The following is a 22,444-nucleotide window of genomic DNA, read 5'->3' on the forward strand; positions in this document are numbered from 1 at the left end:
CGGTAAAATTAGAACTAGCTCCGCAACAATCCAGTCCGAACCGACGTCATGCCCGAAACCAACGCCGCGCCGGTAACCGGCCATTCACCAAACGCGCTCGCTGTGGTCGAAGCCGAAATTGTCCGCGCCTGCAAGGAGGCGCGGCGCGATCGCGCCTCCGTGACGCTGATCGCGGTGTCCAAGACGTTCGCCGCGGATGCAATTATCCCGGTCATCGACGCCGGACAGCGCGTATTCGGCGAAAATCGCGTGCAGGAGGCCAAAGGCAAGTGGCCGGCGTTAACGTCCGCTTATTCCGGTATCGCGCTGCATCTGATCGGGCCGCTGCAGTCCAACAAGGCGAAGGAGGCGGTGGCGCTGTTCGATGCCATCCATTCGGTTGATCGCCCGAGCATTTGCCAGGCGTTAGCCAAGGAAATCGAATCCCAGAACAGGCACCCGGAACTGTTCGTCCAGATCAACATCGGCGAGGAGCCGCAGAAGGCCGGCATCGCTCCCGGCGAGGCCGATGCCTTCATCGAGAGCTGCCGCGACAGCTATGGGCTGACGATCTCCGGCCTGATGTGCATCCCGCCGGTCGACGAGCCGCCGGCGGCGCATTTCGCGCTGACGGCGAAGATCGCAGCGCGCAATGGATTGAAGAATCTCTCGATGGGCATGAGCGCGGACTTCGCCACCGCGATCATGCTCGGCGCCACCCATGTGCGCGTCGGGAGCGCGATCTTCGGGCATCGGTGAAGCCGGCAGCGCTCGCAATGACGGCGGTGGTCATGCAAACCCCACCGACACCTGCCCCAGCACGCCAAAATCCACCGCGAAATGGTCGCCGGTCTGGATCGGCAGCGGCGGATGGCACGTGCCTGTCGTCACCACCTCCCCTGCCCGCAAGGTGATGCCGAGCCCGCGCAGCTCGTTGGCAAGCCAAGCCAAGGCAACACGGGGATCGCCGAGTACGTTCTTGCCGTAGCCGAGATAGCGCTGGCCGCGCAGCGTGATCTGCGGCCGCTCCTCGACGAGATCCATGGCGCGCCAGTTCGCAGTCGTCGCTGCACCCAGCACGAACAGATGCGCGCAGGCATTGTCGGCGATGAGCTGCGCCTCGCCGGCGTTGGCGAAATCGCCAAAGCGTGAGTCGGGAATCTCGATCGCGGGATGCAAGGTGTCGACGGCGGCGAGCACGTCGTCGACACTGTAAGGCGTCGCGCGCGGCGGCAGATCGCGGCCCATGCGGAAGGCGAATTCCGGCTCGCCGACGCGCATCTCGTTGCCCTTCGTCGACGCCGTGCCGCCGTCGGCGATCACGGTGTCGCTCATGATGCGGCCGGCCAGCGGTCCCGCAACGTTGATGTGCTTCTGTCCGGCCTCGCTTGTCGCCGCGATCTTCCAACCGAACAGTTGTCCAAGCGATTGGTTTTCGAGGACGGCCTGGATGGCGTAGCCATCGGCGCGACTCTGCGGCCGCAACCGCGGCTCTAGCGTGTCAAACTTGGTACCGTCGCGCCAATGTTTGACCAGGACCTGCGATGCGGCGGCGGTCTGATCCTTGTCGAGCATGTGCCCTCACCCGATGATGATTCTTGTTCTTGGTCCCAGCCGCCGCAGCAATTGCAGCATCGCCGCTTTGGTCATCGAGACGCAGCCTGCGGTCGGCCCGAAATTGTCGCGCGCGAGATGCAAAAACACCGCACTGCCGCGGCCGGCGATGCGCGGTCTGGTGTTGTGGTCGATTTCGATGATGAAGTCATAGAGATGGTCGGCCCGCTTGAGACGGTCACCGCCCTGCTCCGCTCCGAGCCGGATCGCCTGATTGTAGTGGCGATCTCCGGCGTCCTCGCACCAGGCGTCCGTGTCGCCGATGGTCCGGGCCGGAAGAAAGGTCCGCGGACGGCTGTGGCGGTCGCCCCGCCACCACAATTGCCTGGGACGGAAGCTGCCCCGCGGGGTGCCGCCATCGCCCTCGCGCTTGTTTGCCAGGATTCCGCCCCGCCCCAGCGCCACCGGGATCGTCAGCGCGCCGGCCGTCAGCCAGCCCCGGCGGGGATTCCCCGCAGCAGGTTTAACGCGGATCGCCTGAAGCGGTCTGGAGCCTCGATTCCTTGGGTAACTAGCTGAAGCAGCTTTGTTTTTCATGTGAACGTGCGATGTCGAATTCATTACAGGACATTCATCAAAACGGCCTGAGATTTTGAGTTAGAGTGGTTCTGGCTTGTGAATCGGTAACAGCCCACTACTTCAACACGAACAACAATAATAACGGCGACCCCCCTAACTTTCCCTCGCGGCTGGGTGCAGCATGCATGCGCGCCGAGCCGGACTCCAAAAGGATGACCCCCTATGGCCAATGCCCGCAAGATCCTCATCGTGGATGACGATACCGATCTGCGCGATACGTTGGTGGAGCAATTATCGCTGCACGAGGAATTTGAGGCCTCCGCCGTCGATACCGGCGCCAAGGGCGCGAGCGCCGCGAAGGCCAATGCCCCCGATCTCGTCCTGATGGATGTCGGCCTGCCCGACACCGATGGCCGCGAGGTGGTTCGTTCCTTGCGCAAGGGCGGCTTCAAGGCCCCGATCATCATGCTCACCGGGCATGACACCGATTCCGACACGATTTTGGGGCTGGAATCCGGCGCTAACGACTACGTCGCAAAACCCTTCCGATTCGCCGTGCTGCTGGCCCGCATCCGCGCCCAGCTCCGCCAGCATGAGGCGAGCGAGGACGCGGTGTTCTCGGTCGGCCCCTACTCCTTCCGCCCCGGCTCGAAGATGCTGACCGCGGCCAATGCCCGCAAGGTCCGGCTCACCGAGAAGGAGACCGCCATCCTCCGCTTCCTCTACCGGGCCGGCCAGATGCCGGTCTCGCGCGAGACCCTGCTCCAGGAAGTCTGGGGCTATAATTCCGGCGTCACCACCCACACGCTGGAAACCCACATCTACCGCCTCCGCCAGAAGATCGAGAAGGACGCCGCCAATCCGGAGATCCTGGTCACGGAAGCCGGTGGCTACAAGCTGGTGCCGTGATACGCTTTGGGGGCGTGCGAATCGTTTTAGATCGCATGCCCTTTGAGCCCCGGACCTGAATGTCAATCGACGACGACGTAGCGCTTCTCGAGCGTGTCCCGACACTGCGCTTGTTGGGAGACGCGTCGTTGCGCATGCTGGCGATCGGCTCCGAGCAGCGTAACTTCGTCCGCGGCGACGTCCTGTTCAATCTCGGCGACGAAGCCGATGCCGGCTACGTGGTTCAACGCGGCGCCTTTCGGGTCGACGACGGCGCCGGCGCGGAGATGATCGCAGGTCCCGGCGCGCTGATCGGCGAGCTTGCGCTGGTAGTGCCGATGAAGCGGCCGTCGAGCGCGGTCGCGCTGGAGCACGCCTCCGTCATCCGCGTCGCGCGCAGCCTGTTTCAACGCGTGCTCGAGAGTGATCCCGCGGCTGCGGTGCGTCTGCGTGACGAATTCGCGGTGCGATCGAGTCAGATCGCGAGCGATATCCTGATGGCGGGCGCGAAGCTGACGTCGTGAGACGTCGTCGTAGCCAGGACAGCGCCGTTACACCTCCAGCGTCACCGTCACCGGCACGTGGTCCGACGGGCGCTCCCAACTCCGCGCGTCGCGCAGGATCTTGAAATCGCTGACCGCGTCCTTCAATGCGCGCGAGACCCAGATGTGGTCGAGCCTGCGGCCGCGATCACCGACGGTCCAGTCGGCGGAGCGATAGCTCCACCACGTATAGACCTTTTCCGACATCGGAAAGCGCTCGCGCGCGACGTCGACCCACTCACCGGCTGCCAGCGCGGCTTGCAGCTTCTCGGTCTCCACAGGTGTGTGCGAGACCACTTTCAGAAGCTGCTTGTGCGACCAGACGTCGTTCTCGTGCGGCGCGACGTTGAGATCGCCGACCAGGATGTGGCGATCCTCCCCGCGCGGATGCAGCGGCTCGCAGGTCTTCATCTCGTCGAGGAAGCGCAGCTTGTGGTCGAACTTCTCGTTCAGCGCGGGATCGGGAATGTCGCCGCCAGCGGGCACGTAGAAATTATGCAGCACCAGCGGCTTTGCGATGCTGGCCTTCTCGCCGAACGAGACCGAGATGTGGCGCGAATCCACCTTGTCGCAGAAGGTGCGGATGTCTTTCGATTCGAACGGAATCTTCGAGACGATGGCGACGCCGTGATAGCCCTTCTGCCCGTTCAGCGCGACATGCTCATAGCCCAGCCGCTTGAAACGCTTCAGCGGAAAGGCATCGTCGATGCACTTGGTCTCCTGCAGGCACAGCACGTCCGGCCGCGCGCTCTTGAGAAACTTCGCGACCAGGTCGATGCGCAGCCGCACCGAGTTGATGTTCCAGGTTGTCAGGGAAAGACGCATGAGGGGTGCGTCTTAGCAAGCTCTCGTAGGGTGGGCAAAGCCGCAAAGCGCCGTGCCCACGTCTTTTCGAGGTTGATGCTGGCCGTAGTCCATAGGGTGGGTTAGCCGAAGGCGTAACCCACCAACTTGGATCCGCGGAGATAAACAGTGGTGGGTTACGCTGCGCTAACCCACCCTACGCACCGTCAACCCGGCGATGGGCCGTAATTGGTGAAATCGATCTTGAACATGCCGGGATCGAGCTTCTTGGTCGCGTCGAGATTGTAGACCGCGATCGTGGTGTCGTAGCCCTGCGGGTCGGTGACGGTCCACTGCTTCAACTGGCCGTCCTTGGCGCCGAACATCAGCAGAAGGCGGCTGGTGCCGACCAGCGCCTGCTTCTCCTCGATGGTGACGCTGACGAAGACGTCGTCGGCCGAGACGTTGACGACGTTGGTGTCCTTCATCAGGTCGATGCGATCGGACAGCAGGAAGCGCAGCGGCGTCTGCGACAGCGGATAGACGTCCTGGGTCGCGAGCTTGCGGTCGCGCACCACCAGCGACGATCCGTCGGCGACGATGTCGATCGGGCTCGGCGCGTCATATTCGAAGCGCACCTTGCCGGGCTTCTGGATGTAGAAGTCGCCCTGCGTCTTGCTGCCGTCGGGGCCGACCTGGACGAAATTCCCGACCAGCGTCGACAGCGAGGACAGATAGGCGCTGACCTTGGCCGCCTGCGCCTTCTGGTTGGCGTCGAAGGTCTGGAAGATGCTGGTCGGCACGTTGCGGCGCGGATCCGGGATGACCGGGTTCGGCGGCGTCTGGGTCGCGCCGGTGACAGCGGGGCCCCCAGCCCCGCCATCGCGGCCCTTCGGCGCGGGCTTCGGCACGGGCACGGTCTGCGCGAACGACGCCGCGGTCACCATCGCGGCGGTGACGAGAAGCACGCCGGCCACGCGCGCGCTTCGCGCAGCGATGGAGGCAGCGAATCGAATGTCCGGATGTCTGATCAACGCGTGGTCCTGTGTGGCTGGGCGCCTTTTTAGCGTGATTTCGCCAATGCAGATATCGATTTTGCGTGAAATTATGTTCAGAGGCGGCTCGCCTCACATATGGCTGTCTTCTTCCTCGACCAGAATCTCGCGTTTTCCAGCGTGGTTGGCGGGTCCGACGATGCCTTCCAGTTCCATGCGCTCCATCAAGGACGCGGCACGGTTATAGCCGATCTGGAGCCGGCGCTGGATGTAGCTGGTCGAGGCCTTGCGGTCGCGTTTGACGATGGCCACGGCCTGTTGGAAGAGATCGCCGCCGCCATCCGCGCCCATGCCGCTGGCGTCGAACACGGCGCCACCGTCCTCGTCCTCGGTCGGCTCTTCGGCCGTGACGGCCTCGAGGTATTCGGGCTGGCCCTGCGTCTTGAGGTGGCGCACCACCTTCTCGACTTCCTCGTCCGACGCGAAAGGTCCGTGCACGCGGCTGATGCGGCCGCCGCCCGCCATGTAGAGCATGTCGCCCTGGCCGAGCAGCTGCTCGGCGCCCATCTCGCCCAAAATGGTGCGGCTGTCGATCTTGGACGTCACCTGGAAGGCGATGCGGGTCGGGAAGTTCGCCTTGATGGTGCCGGTGATGACGTCGACCGACGGACGCTGCGTCGCGAGGATCACATGCAGGCCGGCGGCGCGCGCCATCTGCGCGAGACGCTGCACCGCGCCTTCGATGTCCTTGCCGGCAACCATCATCAGGTCGGCCATTTCGTCGACGATGATGACGATGTAGGGCAGCGGGTCGAGCGAGAGCTTCTCTTCCTCGTAGATGGCCTTGCCGGTTTCCTTGTCAAAGCCGGTGTGCACCGTGCGCGTCGGTTCCTCGCCCTTGGCTTTCAATTCGAGCAGGCGCGTATTGTAGCCGTCGATGTTGCGCACACCGAGCTTGGCCATGTTCTTGTAGCGCTCTTCCATCTCGCGCACGGCCCATTTCAGCGCGACCACCGCCTTCTTCGGGTCGGTCACGACGGGCGTGAGCAGATGGGGAATGCCGTCATAGACGGAGAGTTCGAGCATCTTCGGATCGACCATGATCAGGCGGCATTGGTCCGGGCGCAGCCGGTAGACCAGGCTGAGGATCATGGTGTTGATGGCGACCGACTTGCCGGAGCCGGTGGTGCCGGCGATCAGCATGTGCGGCGTGCGCGCGAGGTCGATGATCACGGGGTCGCCGCCGATGGTCTTGCCGAGGCAGAGCGGCAGCTTTGCAACCGTGTCGGTCGCTTCCTTTGCGATCAGCAGTTCGCGCAAATAGACCTTTTCGCGATGCGCGTTCGGCAGTTCGATACCGATGGCGTTGCGGCCTGGCACGACCGCGACGCGCGCCGACAGCGCGCTCATCGAGCGGGCGATATCGTCGGAAAGCCCGATCACGCGCGACGACTTGATGCCGGGCGCCGGCTCCAGCTCGTACAGCGTGACCACGGGACCCGGATTGGCCTTCACGATCTCGCCGCGCACGCCGAAATCCTGCAGCACGCCTTCGAGTGCGCGCGAATTGGCTTCCAGCTCGGCCTTGCTGAGCGGCTGGCGATCGCCGGCCTTGGGCGCGGCCAGCACGGACACGGACGGAAGCTCGAACTTGTCGGGGGATTTCTTGGAAGAGGCCTTCGGTGCGGCCTTCTTGCGCGGGGCGCGCGCGGCCGGCTCTTCCTCTTCCTCTTCCTCTTCCTCGTCTTCCTCTTCTTCGTGCTCGTCCTCGTCAATCTCGTCTTCGGACTGCGGCGAGATCGACGGCGCGGCGCGGCCGCCGCCGAGATTCGGTTCCTGGCGGCTGAACGCAACGGCTTTGGTCTTCGGTCCGCTCGAGACCAGCGAGCGGTAAGCGGTGCCGAGCAGCCAGATCAGCCGCGCCTTCGTGCTCATCACTGCGTGGAACAGCCAGCCCAGCGACACCGAGCCGCGATCGCTCTCCTCGTCCTCGTCGAGCGGCTTGTCGTCGTCCTCGATCTCCGCGAGCTCGTCGTCATGCTCGCGCGCGCCGAGGCCGCAGGCGATCAGGAAGGTCGCGCCCATCGCGGCGAACAGGATCGTGCCCAGCACCATGCGATAGATCGTGCCCGCCGGTCCGAAAATCACCGCGGGCGCGCGCACCAGCGCATCGCCGACCACGCCGCCGAGGCCGGTCGGCAGCGGCCAGGCGCCGCCATGCTGCCAGCAGCTGACGAAGCCCGCAGCGATCACGGTGCAGAGAATCCAGGAACCGAGCCGCAGCGCCTCGCGGTCGAACGGGCGATGGGTCATCATGCGCCAGCCCCAGACCGCGACCGTCAGGACCAGCATGATCGCGCCGAGCCCGAGGATCTGCATCGCAAGGTCGGCGCCGATCGCGCCGGCATAGCCGAGAATGTTGCGGATCGGCCGTGAGGTCGCGTGGCTGAGGCTTGGATCCTGCACCGACCAGGTCATCAGCGCGGCCGAGGCGACGCCGGACAATGCAATCAGGCCGAGACCGGTGAGCTCGCGCATACGCCGCGCCAGCCCCTCGCGGATCGACGGTGGCAGATGGCCGACCAGTGGAATGACACGTTCGATTGCCGACATGCTCATGGGCCCCGCCTAACCCAGAGTCTCGACCAGCCGGTGCAGCGCCTGCGCCGTGGTCTCGCCATCCTGCACCAGCGCGAGGCGAATGTAGCCCGCGCCGGGATTGAAGCCGTCGGGCTGGAGCCGCGCCAGATAGCTGCCGGGCACCACGCGCACGCCTGCTTCCTTGAAGAGCTTGAGTGTGATCGACACGTCGTCGCCGAGCGCGGACGTGTTGAGCCAGACGCAGAAGCCCGCGTCAGGCCGGCGATAGCCGTAACGATCGCCGATGATCTGGTCGGCGAGATCGAACTTGATCCGGTAGAGCCTGCGGTTCTCCTCGACATGCGCCTCGTCGCCGTAGGCAACGGTCGCGACATGCTGGAGCGGCACCGGCACCTGCGGCGCCGCGATGTTGCGCAGCTCGAGGAACATGCCGATGAATCGCTTGTCGCCGGCGGCGAAACCGACGCGCAGGCCCGGCAGGTTGGAGCGCTTCGACAGCGACTGGAACGCAACCACGCGGGTGAAATCAGGGCCGGCGCATTCGAGCGCGCTGCCCGGGGCCTCGCGGGTGTAGATCTCGGAATAGCACTCGTCGCTGAGGATCACGAAGCCGTAGCGGTCGGCGAGCTGCTTCAACCGCCTGAAATAGTCGGGCTTGGCGACCGAGCCCTGCGGATTGGCCGGCGAGGCCAGATAGAACGCCACCGTGCGCGCCAGCGTCGCTTCGTCGATGGCGTCGAGATCGGGCAGAAAGCCGTTTTCGACGGTGGTCGGCAGGTAGACCGGCTCGCAGGCCGCGGCGCGGGCGCCGGCGCCATAGACCGGATAGAACGGGTTCGGCATCAGGATCGCGGGCTTGCCGGGGCGCGGGCCGACATAGCGCGCGGCCGCGATCGCGGCCAGGAACAGCCCCTCGCGGCTGCCATTGAGGACGAGAATCTCGTTCTCGGGGTCGAGCGGCCGCGGCAGCTTGAAGCGCGACGACAGCCAGGCGCCCGCTGCCTTGCGAAACGGGTCGGTGCCCTTGTTCGCCGGGTAACGGCCGAAATCGGCGATGTGCTTGGCCAGCACCGGGCCGACGAAATCAGGCACGGGATGCTGGGGCTCGCCGACTGCAAGCGTAATCAAGGGCTTACCCGGCTGATGGGGTGCCAGCAGCTCGTTCAGCCGGACGAAGGGCGAGCGTTCGCTATCGGAGCTTCCACTGTCCTGCGGCGCACGGGATGAAGCGGTTATAGCCATTCTGGACGCCAGCACTCTTGGAACAGCCGGTCGCACCAAGGCGCCGGCGGGAAGCGGTTCAGTTCACCATAGATAGGGCGAGGTTAAGACGCGATTAACCATCGGCTTTCCGCGCCATCAAGAGTCATTTCCGTGACCCAGATTTGAGGTCCGGCCCGTTGAGAGGGGGAATATGAGGCCGGATACAATGGGACGTGGGGCGGGCCCGGGTCCCGTCATGGCCAGGCTTGTCCCGGCCATCCACGGCCTTCATGGCACGCCCAAGAACGTGGATGCCCGGGATATGGGCGCGCTCAATGCCCCGGCAGCTTCTCGAACGTCGCCATCCCCGCCGGGATCGCATGGAACTCCTGCTTGTCGCAGGTGTAGATCGCCATCTGCGGATGGAACTGTTTTGGTTCGTCCAGGGTGCCGACTTTCAGGATCGCCGCGGGCAGTCCCGGAACCTTGGTCACCAGATGGGTGCCGCATTCGGCGCAGAATTCGCGCGTGACGGCGCGTTCGAGGTCCTTGCGCGTGAACTGCTTGGGCTGCCCGGTGATGTAGCTGAAGCCCGTCGCCGGCATCGCGATGAAGGTGTTGGGCGCGCCGCCCGAGATGTACTGGCACTCGCGGCAATGACACTGGGCCTGCATCATAGGATCGCCCTCGGCCACGTAGCGCACTTCGCCGCAATAACATCCGCCTTCCAAACGCATGACGACCTCCCGATTTGTTTTTCGTTGTGGTCGATATTTCTGCGCCGGCAATCTGAAATGGCAATCCCTTTCTTTGTCGCGCAGGACAAAGAAGGCAAAAAGAAAGGGGCTCCAGCTTGCGCTGGAGCCCCTCAACGGTCGGGGCATTGCCGGGTATGTGCCCCGAACCGTAGTTGTGGGCACGGCCCCCGCGGAGCCGCGCCCGGGAGAAGAGTTACATGTTGTAGGCGCGCTCGGTGTGCTCGGTGATGTCGAGGCCTTCACGCTCGGTCTCGACATTGGCGCGGAGGCCAACGATCACATCGACGACCTTGTAGAGGATCGCCGAACCGATGCCCGACCACACCAGCGTGGTGCAGACGCCCCAGAGCTGGGAGATCATCTGCGCAGCGAAGTCGTAATCGGCAACCTTCGGCGGGATCGCGGTGTAGTCGATGATGCCCGCGCCACCCAGCGCCGGATTGACGAGGATGCCGGTGCCGAGGGCGCCGACGATGCCGCCGACGCAGTGCACGCCGAACACATCGAGGCTGTCGTCGTAGCCGAGCGCGTTCTTCACGACGGTGCAGAAGAACAGGCAGACCACGCCGACCACGAGGCCGAGGACGATCGCACCCATCACGCCGGCGAAGCCGGCGGCAGGCGTGACGGCCACGAGGCCCGCGACGGCGCCGGAGATGACGCCGAGCACCGACGGGTGACCCTTCACGATCCACTCCGCGAACATCCACGACAGCGCGGCGGCTGCGGTGGCGACGAAAGAGTTGGTCATGGCGAGGGCAGCGCCGCCGTTGGCCTCGAGGTTGGAGCCGGCGTTGAAGCCGAACCAGCCGACCCAGAGCAGCGAGGCGCCGATCATCGACATGGTCAGCGAGTGCGGAGCCATCAGCTCCTTGCCGTAGCCGACGCGCTTGCCGATCAGCAGAGCGCCGACGAGACCTGCGATGCCGGCGTTGATGTGCACCACGGTGCCACCGGCGAAGTCGATCGCGCCCTTCTTGAAGATCCAGCCGGCGTCGGCGTTGATCTCGTCGAGCTTGGCCTGCGCCGCGGTCTTCGCCGCCGCGTCAGTGGCAGCGGCGAGCGCCTTGGCAGCGTCCTGGATCATGTCCGGGCCGGGCCAGTACCAGACCATGTGCGCGATCGGGAAATAGATCAGCGTGACCCAAAGCGGGATGAAGAGCGCGATGGCCGCGAACTTCATGCGCTCGGCGAAGGCGCCGACGATGAGGGCGGGCGTGATCGCCGCGAAGGTCATCTGGAAGCACATATAGATGAGCTCCGAGATGTTGGCGTCGACCGAGAAGGTCGCGGCCTTCGAGTCGGTGGTGACGCCCATCATGAAGGCCTTGGAGAAGCCGCCGATGAAGTCGGAACCGCCAGTGAAGGCGAGGCTGTAGCCGTACACGGCCCAGATCACGGTGACGACGCAGACGGTGTAGAACACCTGCATCAGCACCGAGAGCATGTTCTTGGAACGGACGAGACCGCCGTAGAACAGCGCAAGGCCGGGGATCGTCATCAACAGCACCAGCACTGTCGATGTCAGCATCCAGGCGTTGTCTCCCTTGTTGACCGTTGGCTCGGCATAGGCCGCGGTCGCAGCGAACATGCCGACTGCGAGAGCCGCCAATCCCGCGCCATAGGGACGCTTAAACGTCATCTTATTCACTCCTGATTGGTAATGGTTGAAGCGCGAAATCAAAGGGCCGCGGCATCGGCCTCGCCGGTGCGGATGCGAACCGCATGGTCGAGGTTGATGACGAAGATCTTGCCGTCGCCGATCTGTCCGGTTTTCGCGGCGGACGTGATGGCGTCGATGGTCTTGTCGACCTGGTCGGAGGCGACAGCGACCTCGATCTTGATCTTGGGCAGGAAGCTCACGGCGTATTCGGCACCGCGATAGATTTCCGTATGGCCTTTCTGGCGGCCATATCCCTTGACTTCCGTCACCGTGAGACCGTGAACGCCGATGGCGGTCAGGGCGTCACGGACTTCTTCCAGCTTGAATGGCTTGATAATCGCCATAACAATTTTCATGGGTCCTATCCCCGCTTGGCCCGGTCCGGACGTGGCCGGGCGTTTCTCGACTGGTTCGCCACGAGGGAGAAGTTCACTACGCGGGCACAGCCAGCACCGTTAGAATCAAATGCCGTGCCAGATCGGGCGCGTTGCCTAACGGACTATGAAAACGGGTGTTTTCGCGTTTGACGCGTGTTGCGGTGCAGTGCGCTAATACGTCGCGCTCAAAACGTGGTCACGCCTGATCAAAAAGCAGGCACGACAGGCTGTCGACACAATTGCTGCTCACGTGTCGGGCAGCAAGAAGGTATTTTATTACAGAAGAGGCTCGACAAAGGGCCTCGCCGCCCTGCGAAATATCGAACCGGCCCTCGGCGTGCTCACGGGATGCGCGCCACGGGCCTCGACCGTCAGGCGGCCTCGCGCTCCGCAAAGACCCGGTCGATCAATCCCCATTCGACCCCCTGCTGCGCGGTCATGAAGTGGTCGCGGTCCAGGGTCCGTTCCACCTCCGCCTCGGTGCGCCCGCAATGCTGCGCGTAGAGCCGGGTGATGCGCCGCTTGGTCTCCTGCATTTCGTTGGCATGGATCAGGATGTCGGACGCCTGGCCCTGGAAGCCGCCGAGCGGCTGATGCACGTGAAGGCTCGCATTGGGCAGCGCGGCGCGGTGACCTGGCTCGCCGGCCATCAGCAGGAACGAGCCCATCGAGCGCGCGGTGCCCATGCACAGTGTATGAACCGGCGCCTTGATGAACTGCATGGTGTCGTACATGGCGAGACCGGAGGTGACCACGCCGCCATAGGAGTTGATGTAGAGGTTGATCGGCCTGTTCGGATTCTCCGCCTCCAGGAACAACAATTGCGCGCAGACCAGGCCGGACATCGCATCATTGACCTCGCCGTTGAGGAAGATGATGCGTTCGCGCAGGAGCCGCGAATAGATGTCGAAGGATCGCTCGCCGCGGGCGGATTGTTCGACGACCATAGGGACGAGCTGAAGCATGTCGCGCATTGGCGACCTCCATGTCTGCAGATGATGAAGTGTTGTTGGTGTTAGGCGGCCGCGCGCATCAAGCAGCAATTGCTGTTGGCCGGCTGCGGCAGCTTTATGCCGATATCGCAGGCTTGCTGGATGATGCGGAAGCGGGTGCCGCCGTCCTCGTTCGGCTCGATCCGGAAGATGACGTGGCTCTCGCGAAACGGCGGCTCTGAATCGCGAAGTCGGTAGCGCACCTCTTCGCCTGCGATCGTTGATTCAGGCTCGGCGCCTGCGAGGTCGCAATCCGGCAACCAGCGCTCGCGCAAGGCCGGAATGGTCACGGCGCGCCAGACCTTTGCTGGCGGCGCATCGAAATCATATTCAAGTACCAGGGCTTCGTCGGGACGATCAGGCTTCGCGGCGTCGCTCATTGATCCCAGTCCTTATTGATCCATGTCCTTGAGGAGATCGGCGAGTGCTTCCATGCGCTTCGGCCAGTAGGCACGGTAGCGCGCGAGCCATGTGCCGATGGCCACGATTCCGTCCGGGTCGACCTCGTAATTCACGAAGCGGCCGTGCCGCTGTTCGCGCACGAGGCCTGCCGCGCGCAGCACCGAAAGATGCTGCGACATCGCCGGCTGGCTGATCTCCAAACCGTCGCGCAAAGCGCTGGCATTCAGGCTTCCGCCAGCGAGCTTCTCAAAGACTTTTCGGCGCGTCGGGTCGGCCAGTGCCTTGAAGATGTCGGCTTCGATCATGCCAACACATAAGCATGTACTTATGTGTTGTGCAAGGCCCGATTACTGAAGCGCTTCTCCGTGCTGCGAAATATCCAGCCCCTCGAGCTCGTGCTCACGGGAGACGCGCAAGGGCACGAACAGGGCGACCAGCTTGAGCAGAACGAAGCTCACGCCGGCGGCCCAGACGAAGGTGACGGCGACCCCATAGAGCTGGATCAGCAATTGCTGCGGATGGCCCTCGATCAGGCCGGCGGTGCCGCCGATCGCGCTGGTCGCGAACACGCCGGCCAGCAGCGTGCCGGTCAGGCCGCCGATACCGTGGACGCCGAACACGTCGAGGGAGTCGTCATAGTTGAAGCGGTGCTTGAGCCAGGTGCAGGCCCAGTAGCAGACCGCGCCGGCGACGATGCCGATGACGATGCCGTGCCAGGGAGCGACGAAGCCCGAAGCCGGCGTGATCGTGCCGAGCCCGGCGACCGCGCCGGAGATCATGCCGAGCACCGAGGGCTTGCGCCGGGTCGACCATTCGATCGCGCCCCAGGTCAGCGCGCCGGAGCAGGCCGCAAGATGCGTCGCGATGATCGCCAGCACCGCGCGTGAATTGGCCGCGCCCGCCGAGCCGCCGTTGAAGCCGAACCAGCCGACCCACAACAGGCCGGTGCCCATCACCGCGAGCGACAGATCGAACGGCGAGAGATTTTCGGTGCCGTAGCCGTGGCGGCGGCCCATCACCTTGGCGGCGACGAGGCCGGCGGTGCCGGCCGACAGATGCACGACGAGGCCGCCGGCGAAATCCAGCACGCCCATGCTGGCGAGGAAGCCGCCGCCCCACACCCAATGCGCCAGCGGAATGTAGACGAAGATGAACCAGGCGACCGAGAACACCAGATAGGCGGAGAATCGCATCCGGTCGGCGACCGAACCCGCGACCAGCGCCACCGTGATGATAGCAAAGGTCATCTGGTACAGCATGAACAGCGCTTCCGGGATCGTCTTCGCCGCCGGGTTGACGCTGTCCATCGTCATGCCCGCGAGGAACCAGCGGTCGAGCGTGCCGATCCACGGCCCGTCGCCGACGAAGCAGAGCGAATAGCCGAACGCCACCCAGAGGATCGAGATCATCGTCACCGCGGCGAGGCTCTGCGCCATGGTGGCGAGCACGTTCTTCTTGCGCACCATGCCGGAATAGAACAGCGCCAGGCCGGGGATCGTCATCATTAGCACCAGCGCGGTGGCGACGATCATCCAGGCGGTGTCGGCGGTGTTGATCTCGGAGCCCGCGGCCTGCGCAGGCGCGGCAATGATCGACATAAATCCGGCCGGCGCAGCCACAACGGCCGCGCGGCGCAACAATCCCGCCATGTCATTTCCCCCAGCATAGAATTTGCGTCGCAGCTGTGGCGTCGTTGCCCGGTGCGATCGAAGAAGTTTTCTTAAAGCGCGTCGCTGTCGGTTTCGCCGGTGCGGATGCGCAGCGCGTGGTCGATCGGCGTGACGAAGATCTTGCCGTCGCCGATCTGCCCGGTGCGCGCCGTCGCGGTGATCACGGCGACCGCCTTGTCGGCGACGTCGGAGGCGACCGCGATCTCGATCCGCAGCTTCGGCAGGAAATTCACGACATATTCCGCGCCGCGATAGATCTCGGTATGACCCTTCTGGCGGCCGTAGCCTTTCACCTCGGTCACGGTCATGCCGTGGACGCCGATCGCGGTCAGCGCCTGGCGGACTTCATCGAGCTTGAAGGGTTTGATGATCGCGACGACGAGTTTCATGGTCAGGCCTATTCCCCGGGGATGCGCCACGCCGTATGTCCCCGGCGCAGCGTCAATCTGGCATCTTTCCGGGCAAATGGCATAAAAAACTTGCAGACTGAAGCGGAAAAACGTTCGGCCATGTGAACGGCCGCCTCTGTACAGGGCATCCGTTCATCCTTCACAATGCGTTTTTGGCATGGATGCGATGAACCGAAGCGTCCCGGCCGGTACAAAAGTATGTTTGAGGGGGACGCTTCATGGCGAGTTGGTTCTACGCATCCGAGGGTAAGCAACAGGGGCCCTATCCGGAAGGGCAATTCCGCGACCTGGTCGCGCAGGGAATTGTGCGCCCGGATACGCTGGTGTGGTCCGAGGGCATGGCCGGCTGGCAGAAGGCCGCCGAAATCCCCGGCCTGATCGGCGGTGGTGCGCCCCCGATGATGCCGGCCGGCGGTCCACCGATGATGGGTGGCGGTGGTTACGCTGGCGCCGGCTACGCTGGCGGCGGCGGCGGCAGCAGCGGGGGAGCGCTGGCGGTCGATTTCGGCATCCTCGAGTTCACCTGGCGCAGCATCGTGATGCTGATCGGCATGTGCTTCATCATCCCGATCCCGTGGGTATTCGTCTGGTACACGAAATGGATCGTGTCCTGCGTGAAGGTGCCCGGGCGGCCCAATCTCAGCTTCACCGGCAATGCGATGACGCTGGTGCCTTGGTTCTTCGGATTCATCGTTCTGGCGATCGTGATCGGCTTCATCGGCAGTGCGCTGCTGAGCAATCTGCTGTTCATCGTGCAGATCCTGCTCTACTGGCTGCTGATCAAATGGATGGTCGCGAACCTTGCCTCCAACGAGCAGCCGCTCGGGCTCAGCTTCTCCGGCTCGGTTTGGGCCTATATCGGCTGGAATCTGCTGTTTGCGATCTCCGTCATCACCATCATCGGCTGGGCCTGGGTCGCCGCGGCTCAGATGCGCTGGTTTTGCCGCAGCATCGAAGGCACGCGCCGCGAGATCGTGTTCAAAGGCAGCGGTCTCGGGATTCTCTGGCGCGGAATCGTCGCTGCGATCCTGTTCAGCTTGATCATCCCGATTCCGTGGGTGTATCGCTGGATCATGAACTGGTTCGCGTCGCAGACCGAGCTCGCTCCGCGCGGGTCGCTCGGAGCTTGATCGCAAATCCCGGGCGCGATGAACTCGCGCCTGGGTTCTAGGCCTTCCGCTCGCGCACGGAGCCTTCCTGCGCGACGGACGCCACCAGCGTACCATCCGGCTTGAAGATCGAGCCGCGGGTCAAGCCGCGGCCGCCGCGCGCGTTCGGCGAATCCTGCGCGTAAAGCAGCCATTCGTCGGCGCGGAACGGGCGGTGAAACCACATCGCGTGGTCGAGGCTCGCCGGCATCATGCGCTTGTCGAACAGCGTGCGGCCGTAGCGCGCCATGATCGCATCCAGCAGCGAAAAGTCTGAGGCATAGGCGAGCGCGCACATGTGCAGCGCCGGGTCATCCGGCAGCGTTGCTGCGGTCTTGATCCAGACGTGAATGCGGCCGTCGTCGATCTTCTGGCCGAAATAACGGCTAAGCTCGGCCGGGCGCAGCTCGATCGGACGATCGGACTCGTAGTAGCGGCGGATGAACTCCGGCATCTCCTTGAACATCGGCTGCTTCGCCACCTCCTCCGCCGTCAGCTTTTCCGGCGGCGGCACGTCGGGCATCTTGTCCTGATGATCGAACGCGCTCTCCTCGTCGGTGTGGAACGACACCATGATCGAGAAGATCGCGTTGCCGTGTTGGATGGCGGTGACACGGCGGGTCGAATAGCTCTTGCCGTCGCGCAGGCGCTCGACCTGGTAGATGATCGGGATCTGCGGATCGCCCGGCAGGATGAAATAGCAATGCAGTGAATGCGGCAGCCGGCCCTCGACCGTGCGGCAGGCCGCAACCATCGCCTGCCCGATCACCTGGCCGCCGAACACCCGCTGCCAGCTCGTCTTCGGGCTGTTGCCGCGGAACAGATTCACCTCGAGCTGCTCGAGGTCGAGGATCGAGATCAGGTCGATCAGGCTTTTGGACATGAACACAACTCTCTCAAGTCGTCATTCCGGGCTCGCGACTTCGTCGCGCCCCGGAATGACACAGTCGGGCCGTTCCGCCCTTGTTTCACCGCACTGTTTCGCCCAGCTCAAGTCTGCTAGCAAGACCAAGAGTTAGCCGGGATTTTGGTATGTCAGTACAGGGTAGCATTGTCATTGGTGGCGGCGCGTTTGCCGGCCTCGCGCTGGCCCTGGCGTTGCGCCAGGGGCTCGGGCCCGAGATTCCCGTCATCGTCGCCGACCCCGCGCTCGCGACCCGTCCGAGCCGCGACCCGCGCGCGACCGCGATCGTGGCCGCCTGCCGCCGCCTGTTCGAGGCCATCGGCGCCTGGGACGCCGTCAGGGGCGAGGCGCAGCCGATCCTCGACATGGTCGTCACCGATTCAAAGCTCGAAGACGCCACCCGTCCGGTTTTTCTGAACTTCGCCGGCGATGTCGCGCCCGGCGAGCCCTTTGCGCACATGATCGAGAACCGCCGCCTGATCGACGCGCTGGTGGTGCGGGCCGAGGCCGAGGGCATCGATCTCCGCGCCACGACGGTCGCGTCCTATGACGCGCGCCCGGAAGGTGTCGACGTGACGCTCGGCGACGGCAGCGTGATTGCGGCAAGCCTGCTTGTCGCCGCCGATGGCGCGCGATCGAAACTGCGCGAGCGCGCCGGCATCGTCACCCATGGCTGGGAGTACGATCAATCGGGCATCGTCGTCACCGTCGGCCATGAGCGCGATCACGACGGCCGCGCCGAGGAGCACTTCCTGCCCGCGGGTCCCTTCGCGATTCTGCCGCTCTCCGGAAAACGATCCTCGCTGGTGTGGACCGAGCGCCGCAGCGAAGCCGCACGCATCCTCGCCTTGAGCGACGAGGAGTTCCACGGCGAGCTCGAGCGCCGGTTCGGCCTGCATCTCGGCGAGGTCAAGGCGCTCGACAAGCCGCGCGCGTTCCCGCTGTCCTATTTCGTGGCGCGCTCCTTCATCGCCGAGCGTCTCGCGCTTGTCGGCGATTCCGCGCATGTCATCCACCCGATCGCGGGTCAGGGCCTCAACATGGGGCTGAAGGATGTCGCCGCACTGGCCGAGGTCGTGGTCGATGCCGCGCGGCTCGGCATGGATCTCGGCGGCGCCGACGTGCTCGAACGTTACCAGCGCTGGCGCCGCTTCGACACCATGGCGATGGGCGTTGCCACCAACTCGCTGAACTTCCTGTTCTCCAACCAGTCGACGCTGCTGCGTACGGTGCGCGACATCGGCCTCGGCCTCGTCGACCGCGCCCCGCCGCTGAAGAACCTCTTCATCCGCCAGGCCGCCGGTTTGACCGGTGAGATCCCGCGGTTGCTGAAGGGCGAGGCGTTGTAGTCGCAATCTCCCCTGTCGTCCCGGGGCGCGCGTAGCGCGAGCCCGGGACCCATAACCACAGGGAGAAGTTTGGCGAAGACTCGGAGTCTCCAGCTCGTTCCACAACCACTCCCTGTGGTTATGGGTCCCCGCTTTCGCGGGGACGACACTCAGCACGAGGCGCGGTCATCGCGCAACGAAGACTAGTACCTCAATCGATCTTGCGCGCCTCTTCCGGCAGCATGATCGGGATGCCGTCGCGGATCGGGTAGGCGAGCTTGGCGCTGCGCGAGATCAGCTCCTGCTTCGCGGAATCGAACTCCAGCGGACCCTTGGTCAGCGGGCAGACCAGGATCTCCAGCAATTTGGGATCGACGCTGGTTTCAGGGCGTTCGGTGGGCGCGTTCATTGGGGTCTCCGAAGATCGTTTGCCTCTAGCACAGAAAATCGCGGTCGCCCATTGCGCCACCAGACCGTTTTCGAGCGAAGTGGGTACCGGTTCGCATAAGGAAAACGCGTCAATATAAGAATCTAGGCAGAGACCATCCGCATGATCTCGTCGAGCAGGCCCTGGAGCCGTGCCGCCGGCACCGGCGCGCCCGACAAGGCAAAGCCCAGGAATGTCCAGTACAGGATCTGCGCGCGCGCCTGCGCCTTCGCCGGCTCAAGCCCCCGCATCGCAAGCAGCGTCTCGATATAGTCGATCCTGCGGCGGTCGATCGCGCGGACCGCGCCCTGCGCGGCCGCATCGAAGGCCGCCCAGCTGCGCACGGCGCGCTCGAGGTCGAGCCGGGCGCCAAAGGATCTCCGCAGCAGCGCCTTCAGCGGCTCGTCGCCGGCGGCCTCGACGTCGGCGATGATCTGTTCGGCCGCGATCTCGCGCCAGCGCTTCAGGACATCGGCGTGGAACGCGCCGAGATCGGCAAAATGCCAATAGAAGCTGCCGCGCGAGACGCCCATGGCCTTTGCGAGCGGATCGGCTTTCAGGGCTGTGAAGCCGCTTTTGGCCAGCGCCTTCAGACCCTGTTTGATCCAGTCGTCGGCGGAGAGTTGTTCGGTCATGAGCGGTTCCAGCCTTTGGCCATACACTAGTGTATTGACAGGCGGCGGGCCAGCGCCTATCTCACCATACACAACTGTCTGGACAAAGCTTCAGGGAACTCTGCCGATGCGTGATCTCTTGCTCCAGTGCTCCGGCGTCGTGGCCATTGCGGTGGCCCTCATCCATGGCATTCTCGGAGAGACCAAGGTCTTTGCCCGCGCCCGCATCGAGCCGGAACGGCTCCGCACCCTGATTCGCCTGGTCTGGCAGGCCTCGACCGTCGCCTGGATCGGCGGCGGCGTACTCCTGATCGCTGCGCCCTGGATGGAATCGGAGCCGGCGCGCCGCTGGATCGTCGTCACCATGGCCTGTGTGTTCGGTTTCTCGGCTGCTGCCAACGCATGGGCCACGCGCGGCCGACACTTCGGCTGGATGGCGCTCAGCGCCGTCGTTGCGATGGCGGTTGCCGGTTACTGAGCCTCGAGACGACAAGCCACGCATTCAAGCGGAGCGGCGTCATGGAAAATCGGGTTCGACTGACCATCGAGAACGGCGTGGCTCATCTCCGGCTGAACCGTCCGGACAAGATGAATGCGCTCGACTCCGCGATGTTCGAGGCGATCATCGCAGCAGGCACGCGGCTCGGCGCGTGCAAGGACCTCCGCGCCGTCGTTCTCTCCGGCGAAGGGCGTGCGTTCTGTGCAGGCCTCGACCTCGACCGCCTTCTCGCCACCGCGAGCGGCGATCCGCTGCTCCCGTCCATTGACCTGACGCGCCGGACACACGGTATCGCGAACTACGCCCAGCATCTCGTCTGGCTCTGGCGTGAGCTGCCGGTGCCGGTGATCGCAGCGGTGCACGGCGTTGCCTTCGGCGGCGGCTTCCAGCTCACGCTGGGGGCTGATCTCCGCTATCTCGCGCCCGGAACAAGGCTAGGAGTCATCGAGGCCAAATGGGGCCTCGTGCCCGACATGTGCGGCACCCAGCTGATGCGCCATCTCGTGCGCGACGATGTCGTGCGCGAGCTGACCTATTCCGGCCGCGTCTTTTCAGCGGAAGAAGCGCTTGCCTATGGCTTTGCGACGCGGCTCGCTGAGGATCCTGTGTCGGCTGCGCTCGCCACGGCGCAGGAGATCGCGAGCCGCAGCCCCGATGCCGTCCGCGCGGCCAAGCGCCTGTTGAACCTGTCGGCGACCTCCAATGCCGCGACCGGTCTCGCCGCGGAAACCGCCGAACAGGCGGCACTGCTCGGCGCGCCCAATCACATCGAGGCCGTCAGAAGCAACCTTGAGAACCGCGCACCGCGATGGAGCCAGGCATGAGCGAGACCCATGGATTCGACCCGCAAACGCTCCACGCGGTCAACGCCTCCGCGGCGTTCAACTGCTCCGTGGGCTTCGAAGTCGCTGCGGCCGGCAAAGGCGAGGTGACCATCCGCATGAGCTGGCGCGACGACCTCACCCAATATTCCGGACATCTGCACGCCGGTCTGATTGCGGCCCTGCTCGACACCGCCTGTGGCTTCGCCGCTGCGACGCTCGTGGGTCCGGTCACTGCGTCGCATTTCTCGATGAATTGCCTGAGGCCGGCGATCGGCACTTATTTCGTCGCGAAGGGAACGACGCTCCGCGCCGGGCGCAGGCAGGTGTTTGCCCGCGCCGAGCTTTTCGCGGCCGATGAGCGAGATGATCTGGCTCTCGTCGCGACCGGCGAAACTGTGCTCGTTCCCGCCGGCGAGCCGCGCAAGGCTGACGGGAGCTGAGCCATGGCGCTGACATTGGTCACCGGAGGCACAGGTCATCTCGGCCGGGATATCGTTGATCGTGTCGTTCGCACCGGGCATCGCGTCCGGGTGCTTGCGCGCGCGCCGGGTGCGCGATCGGACGTCGAATGGGCCGCAGGTGATCTCGCCACAGGTGTCGGGTTGCGGAACGCGCTGCATGACGTCGACACCGTTATCCATGCGGCGACCTGGTCGCCGATCGCACGGCGCGGCAGCATCCGTCCGATCGACTTCTTCAGATCGCCTTCGGCGGTCGATGTCGAGGGTACCGAGCGGCTGCTGGCATTCGGTGCGGAAGCCGGGGTGCGGCACTTCCTCCACGTCTCGATCGTCGGTCTCGACGAAGCGACCCTGCCCTATTCGCGGGTCAAGCTCGCCGGCGAACGGCTGGTGCGGGCATCCAGCCTGTCTTGGTCCGTCGTCCGCGCGATGCCGTTCTATTATCTGCTCGACAGGCTGCTTTCGGGCCTCACCTGGCTTCCGGTGTGGCCGGTGCCGACGACGCGATTCAATCCGGTCGACACGTCCGATGTGGCCGATCACGTCGTCACTTGCGCGTTCGACCGACAGCGCGGCGTGCGCGCGGAGATCGGCGGGCCAGAAACGCTCGATCTGGTCCTCTTCGCCCGCCAGTATCAGGATGCGAGACGACTGCATCGAAAAATCCTGCCGATCGATCTTTCGGAGGCAAGGGCGCGCGGCATGGGCTTCGTCGTCAGTCAGGGCGTGCGCGGACGCCTCACCTGGACAGACTGGCTGCGGTGTAACTCTCCTGAGACGCGAAGTGCGGCCTAGCGCAACCGGCAAGGTCAGCGGGCATCTCCAAGCCGTGAGGCGTAAGGC

At 64.6% G+C, this 22,444-nt stretch carries 26 protein-coding genes; 9 read left to right on the forward strand and 17 right to left on the reverse strand.

Going from position 1 to position 22,444, the window contains the following annotated elements; all coding sequences use genetic code 11:
- Nucleotides 1–48 precede the first annotated feature (48 nt).
- Complete coding sequence (locus tag ACKWRH_RS01175; protein ID WP_445218984.1) at nucleotides 49–738, forward strand: YggS family pyridoxal phosphate-dependent enzyme; 690 nt, start codon at nucleotides 49–51, stop codon at nucleotides 736–738.
- 30 nt (nucleotides 739–768) lie between these two features.
- On the opposite strand, the gene ACKWRH_RS01180 is transcribed toward ACKWRH_RS01175, so the two are convergent.
- Both ACKWRH_RS01180 and ACKWRH_RS01185 read right to left on the reverse strand, forming a co-directional pair.
- Nucleotides 769–1,554 carry a 2-keto-4-pentenoate hydratase gene (locus ACKWRH_RS01180; RefSeq protein WP_445218985.1) on the reverse strand — a complete coding sequence of 262 codons (786 nt, stop codon included), beginning with the start codon at nucleotides 1,552–1,554 and terminating at the stop codon, nucleotides 769–771.
- Nucleotides 1,555–1,560: 6 nt separating this feature from the next.
- A complete protein-coding gene (locus ACKWRH_RS01185) occupies nucleotides 1,561–2,130 on the reverse strand; it encodes a L,D-transpeptidase family protein (protein ID WP_445218986.1) in 570 nt (189 codons plus the stop codon).
- A gap of 204 nt (nucleotides 2,131–2,334) precedes the next feature.
- Here ACKWRH_RS01185 and ACKWRH_RS01190 point away from each other — a divergent pair, with 204 nt between their 5' ends.
- Together ACKWRH_RS01190 and ACKWRH_RS01195 are read left to right on the forward strand one after the other, a co-directional pair.
- The gene (locus ACKWRH_RS01190) at nucleotides 2,335–3,021 is read left to right on the forward strand and encodes a response regulator transcription factor (protein ID WP_007598630.1); all 687 of its coding nucleotides are present in this window, start codon (nucleotides 2,335–2,337) and stop codon (nucleotides 3,019–3,021) included.
- A gap of 59 nt (nucleotides 3,022–3,080) precedes the next feature.
- A complete protein-coding gene (locus ACKWRH_RS01195; RefSeq protein WP_028158686.1) occupies nucleotides 3,081–3,524 on the forward strand; it encodes a cyclic nucleotide-binding domain-containing protein in 444 nt (147 codons plus the stop codon).
- Nucleotides 3,525–3,551: 27 nt separating this feature from the next.
- Here the strand turns inward: ACKWRH_RS01195 and xth are convergent, their stop codons facing one another.
- From xth to ACKWRH_RS01255, 12 genes are all read right to left on the reverse strand, one after another.
- On the reverse strand, nucleotides 3,552–4,367 hold the full coding sequence (gene xth / locus ACKWRH_RS01200) for an exodeoxyribonuclease III (protein ID WP_038957860.1): 816 nt from the start codon (nucleotides 4,365–4,367) through the stop codon (nucleotides 3,552–3,554).
- A gap of 185 nt (nucleotides 4,368–4,552) precedes the next feature.
- Nucleotides 4,553–5,302: an outer membrane lipoprotein carrier protein LolA gene (locus ACKWRH_RS01205; RefSeq protein ID WP_445218987.1), complete on the reverse strand. Its 750-nt coding sequence runs from the start codon at nucleotides 5,300–5,302 to the stop codon at nucleotides 4,553–4,555.
- Between the two features lie 150 nt (nucleotides 5,303–5,452).
- A complete protein-coding gene (locus tag ACKWRH_RS01210; protein ID WP_445218988.1) occupies nucleotides 5,453–7,939 on the reverse strand; it encodes a DNA translocase FtsK in 2,487 nt (828 codons plus the stop codon).
- A 9-nt stretch (nucleotides 7,940–7,948) separates the two neighbouring features.
- Nucleotides 7,949–9,163 carry an aminotransferase class I/II-fold pyridoxal phosphate-dependent enzyme gene (locus ACKWRH_RS01215; protein ID WP_445218989.1) on the reverse strand — a complete coding sequence of 405 codons (1,215 nt, stop codon included), beginning with the start codon at nucleotides 9,161–9,163 and terminating at the stop codon, nucleotides 7,949–7,951.
- A 293-nt stretch (nucleotides 9,164–9,456) separates the two neighbouring features.
- The gene (locus ACKWRH_RS01220; RefSeq protein WP_234684178.1) at nucleotides 9,457–9,861 is read right to left on the reverse strand and encodes a GFA family protein; all 405 of its coding nucleotides are present in this window, start codon (nucleotides 9,859–9,861) and stop codon (nucleotides 9,457–9,459) included.
- Nucleotides 9,862–10,075: 214 nt separating this feature from the next.
- Nucleotides 10,076–11,524 carry an ammonium transporter gene (locus ACKWRH_RS01225; protein WP_445218990.1) on the reverse strand — a complete coding sequence of 483 codons (1,449 nt, stop codon included), beginning with the start codon at nucleotides 11,522–11,524 and terminating at the stop codon, nucleotides 10,076–10,078.
- 38 nt (nucleotides 11,525–11,562) lie between these two features.
- Nucleotides 11,563–11,901 (reverse strand): P-II family nitrogen regulator, encoded by a 339-nt coding sequence (locus tag ACKWRH_RS01230; protein ID WP_008142813.1) that lies wholly within the window; start codon nucleotides 11,899–11,901, stop codon nucleotides 11,563–11,565.
- 392 nt (nucleotides 11,902–12,293) lie between these two features.
- Nucleotides 12,294–12,896: an ATP-dependent Clp protease proteolytic subunit gene (locus ACKWRH_RS01235; RefSeq protein ID WP_038932646.1), complete on the reverse strand. Its 603-nt coding sequence runs from the start codon at nucleotides 12,894–12,896 to the stop codon at nucleotides 12,294–12,296.
- A gap of 41 nt (nucleotides 12,897–12,937) precedes the next feature.
- A complete protein-coding gene (locus ACKWRH_RS01240) occupies nucleotides 12,938–13,294 on the reverse strand; it encodes an SRPBCC family protein (protein ID WP_445218991.1) in 357 nt (118 codons plus the stop codon).
- Nucleotides 13,295–13,306: 12 nt separating this feature from the next.
- Nucleotides 13,307–13,621, reverse strand: coding sequence for an ArsR/SmtB family transcription factor (locus tag ACKWRH_RS01245; RefSeq protein ID WP_445218992.1), 315 nt, complete (start codon nucleotides 13,619–13,621; stop codon nucleotides 13,307–13,309).
- 42 nt (nucleotides 13,622–13,663) lie between these two features.
- Nucleotides 13,664–14,965 carry an ammonium transporter gene (locus ACKWRH_RS01250; RefSeq protein ID WP_445218993.1) on the reverse strand — a complete coding sequence of 434 codons (1,302 nt, stop codon included), beginning with the start codon at nucleotides 14,963–14,965 and terminating at the stop codon, nucleotides 13,664–13,666.
- Nucleotides 14,966–15,036: 71 nt separating this feature from the next.
- Nucleotides 15,037–15,375: a P-II family nitrogen regulator gene (locus ACKWRH_RS01255; protein ID WP_008142802.1), complete on the reverse strand. Its 339-nt coding sequence runs from the start codon at nucleotides 15,373–15,375 to the stop codon at nucleotides 15,037–15,039.
- Between the two features lie 239 nt (nucleotides 15,376–15,614).
- Here ACKWRH_RS01255 and ACKWRH_RS01260 point away from each other — a divergent pair, with 239 nt between their 5' ends.
- The gene (locus ACKWRH_RS01260) at nucleotides 15,615–16,526 is read left to right on the forward strand and encodes a GYF domain-containing protein (RefSeq protein ID WP_445218994.1); all 912 of its coding nucleotides are present in this window, start codon (nucleotides 15,615–15,617) and stop codon (nucleotides 16,524–16,526) included.
- A gap of 37 nt (nucleotides 16,527–16,563) precedes the next feature.
- Here the strand turns inward: ACKWRH_RS01260 and tesB are convergent, their stop codons facing one another.
- Nucleotides 16,564–17,427 (reverse strand): acyl-CoA thioesterase II, encoded by an 864-nt coding sequence (tesB, locus tag ACKWRH_RS01265; RefSeq protein ID WP_445218995.1) that lies wholly within the window; start codon nucleotides 17,425–17,427, stop codon nucleotides 16,564–16,566.
- Nucleotides 17,428–17,576: 149 nt separating this feature from the next.
- On the opposite strand from tesB, the gene ACKWRH_RS01270 reads away from it, so the two are divergent.
- Nucleotides 17,577–18,797 carry a ubiquinone biosynthesis hydroxylase gene (locus tag ACKWRH_RS01270; protein ID WP_445218996.1) on the forward strand — a complete coding sequence of 407 codons (1,221 nt, stop codon included), beginning with the start codon at nucleotides 17,577–17,579 and terminating at the stop codon, nucleotides 18,795–18,797.
- A gap of 190 nt (nucleotides 18,798–18,987) precedes the next feature.
- Here ACKWRH_RS01270 and ACKWRH_RS01275 read toward each other — a convergent pair whose 3' ends face one another.
- A complete protein-coding gene (locus ACKWRH_RS01275; RefSeq protein ID WP_011083431.1) occupies nucleotides 18,988–19,185 on the reverse strand; it encodes a Trm112 family protein in 198 nt (65 codons plus the stop codon).
- 122 nt (nucleotides 19,186–19,307) lie between these two features.
- Nucleotides 19,308–19,838, reverse strand: a complete 531-nt coding sequence (locus ACKWRH_RS01280) for a TetR/AcrR family transcriptional regulator (RefSeq protein ID WP_445218997.1) — start codon at nucleotides 19,836–19,838, stop codon at nucleotides 19,308–19,310.
- Nucleotides 19,839–19,944: 106 nt separating this feature from the next.
- Here ACKWRH_RS01280 and ACKWRH_RS01285 point away from each other — a divergent pair, with 106 nt between their 5' ends.
- The 4 genes from ACKWRH_RS01285 to ACKWRH_RS01300 are packed head-to-tail and all read left to right on the forward strand — an operon-like array spanning nucleotide 19,945 to nucleotide 22,396.
- Nucleotides 19,945–20,295, forward strand: a complete 351-nt coding sequence (locus tag ACKWRH_RS01285; RefSeq protein WP_445218998.1) for a hypothetical protein — start codon at nucleotides 19,945–19,947, stop codon at nucleotides 20,293–20,295.
- A gap of 41 nt (nucleotides 20,296–20,336) precedes the next feature.
- Nucleotides 20,337–21,140, forward strand: coding sequence for a crotonase/enoyl-CoA hydratase family protein (locus ACKWRH_RS01290; RefSeq protein WP_445218999.1), 804 nt, complete (start codon nucleotides 20,337–20,339; stop codon nucleotides 21,138–21,140).
- Nucleotides 21,137–21,580 (forward strand): PaaI family thioesterase, encoded by a 444-nt coding sequence (locus ACKWRH_RS01295; RefSeq protein WP_445219000.1) that lies wholly within the window; start codon nucleotides 21,137–21,139, stop codon nucleotides 21,578–21,580. Before ACKWRH_RS01290 ends, ACKWRH_RS01295 begins: the two co-directional genes overlap by 4 nt.
- 3 nt (nucleotides 21,581–21,583) lie before the next feature.
- Complete coding sequence (locus ACKWRH_RS01300; protein WP_445219001.1) at nucleotides 21,584–22,396, forward strand: SDR family oxidoreductase; 813 nt, start codon at nucleotides 21,584–21,586, stop codon at nucleotides 22,394–22,396.
- Nucleotides 22,397–22,444 lie beyond the last annotated feature (48 nt).

The sequence above is a fragment of the Bradyrhizobium sp. Pa8 genome (genome assembly GCF_052588265.1).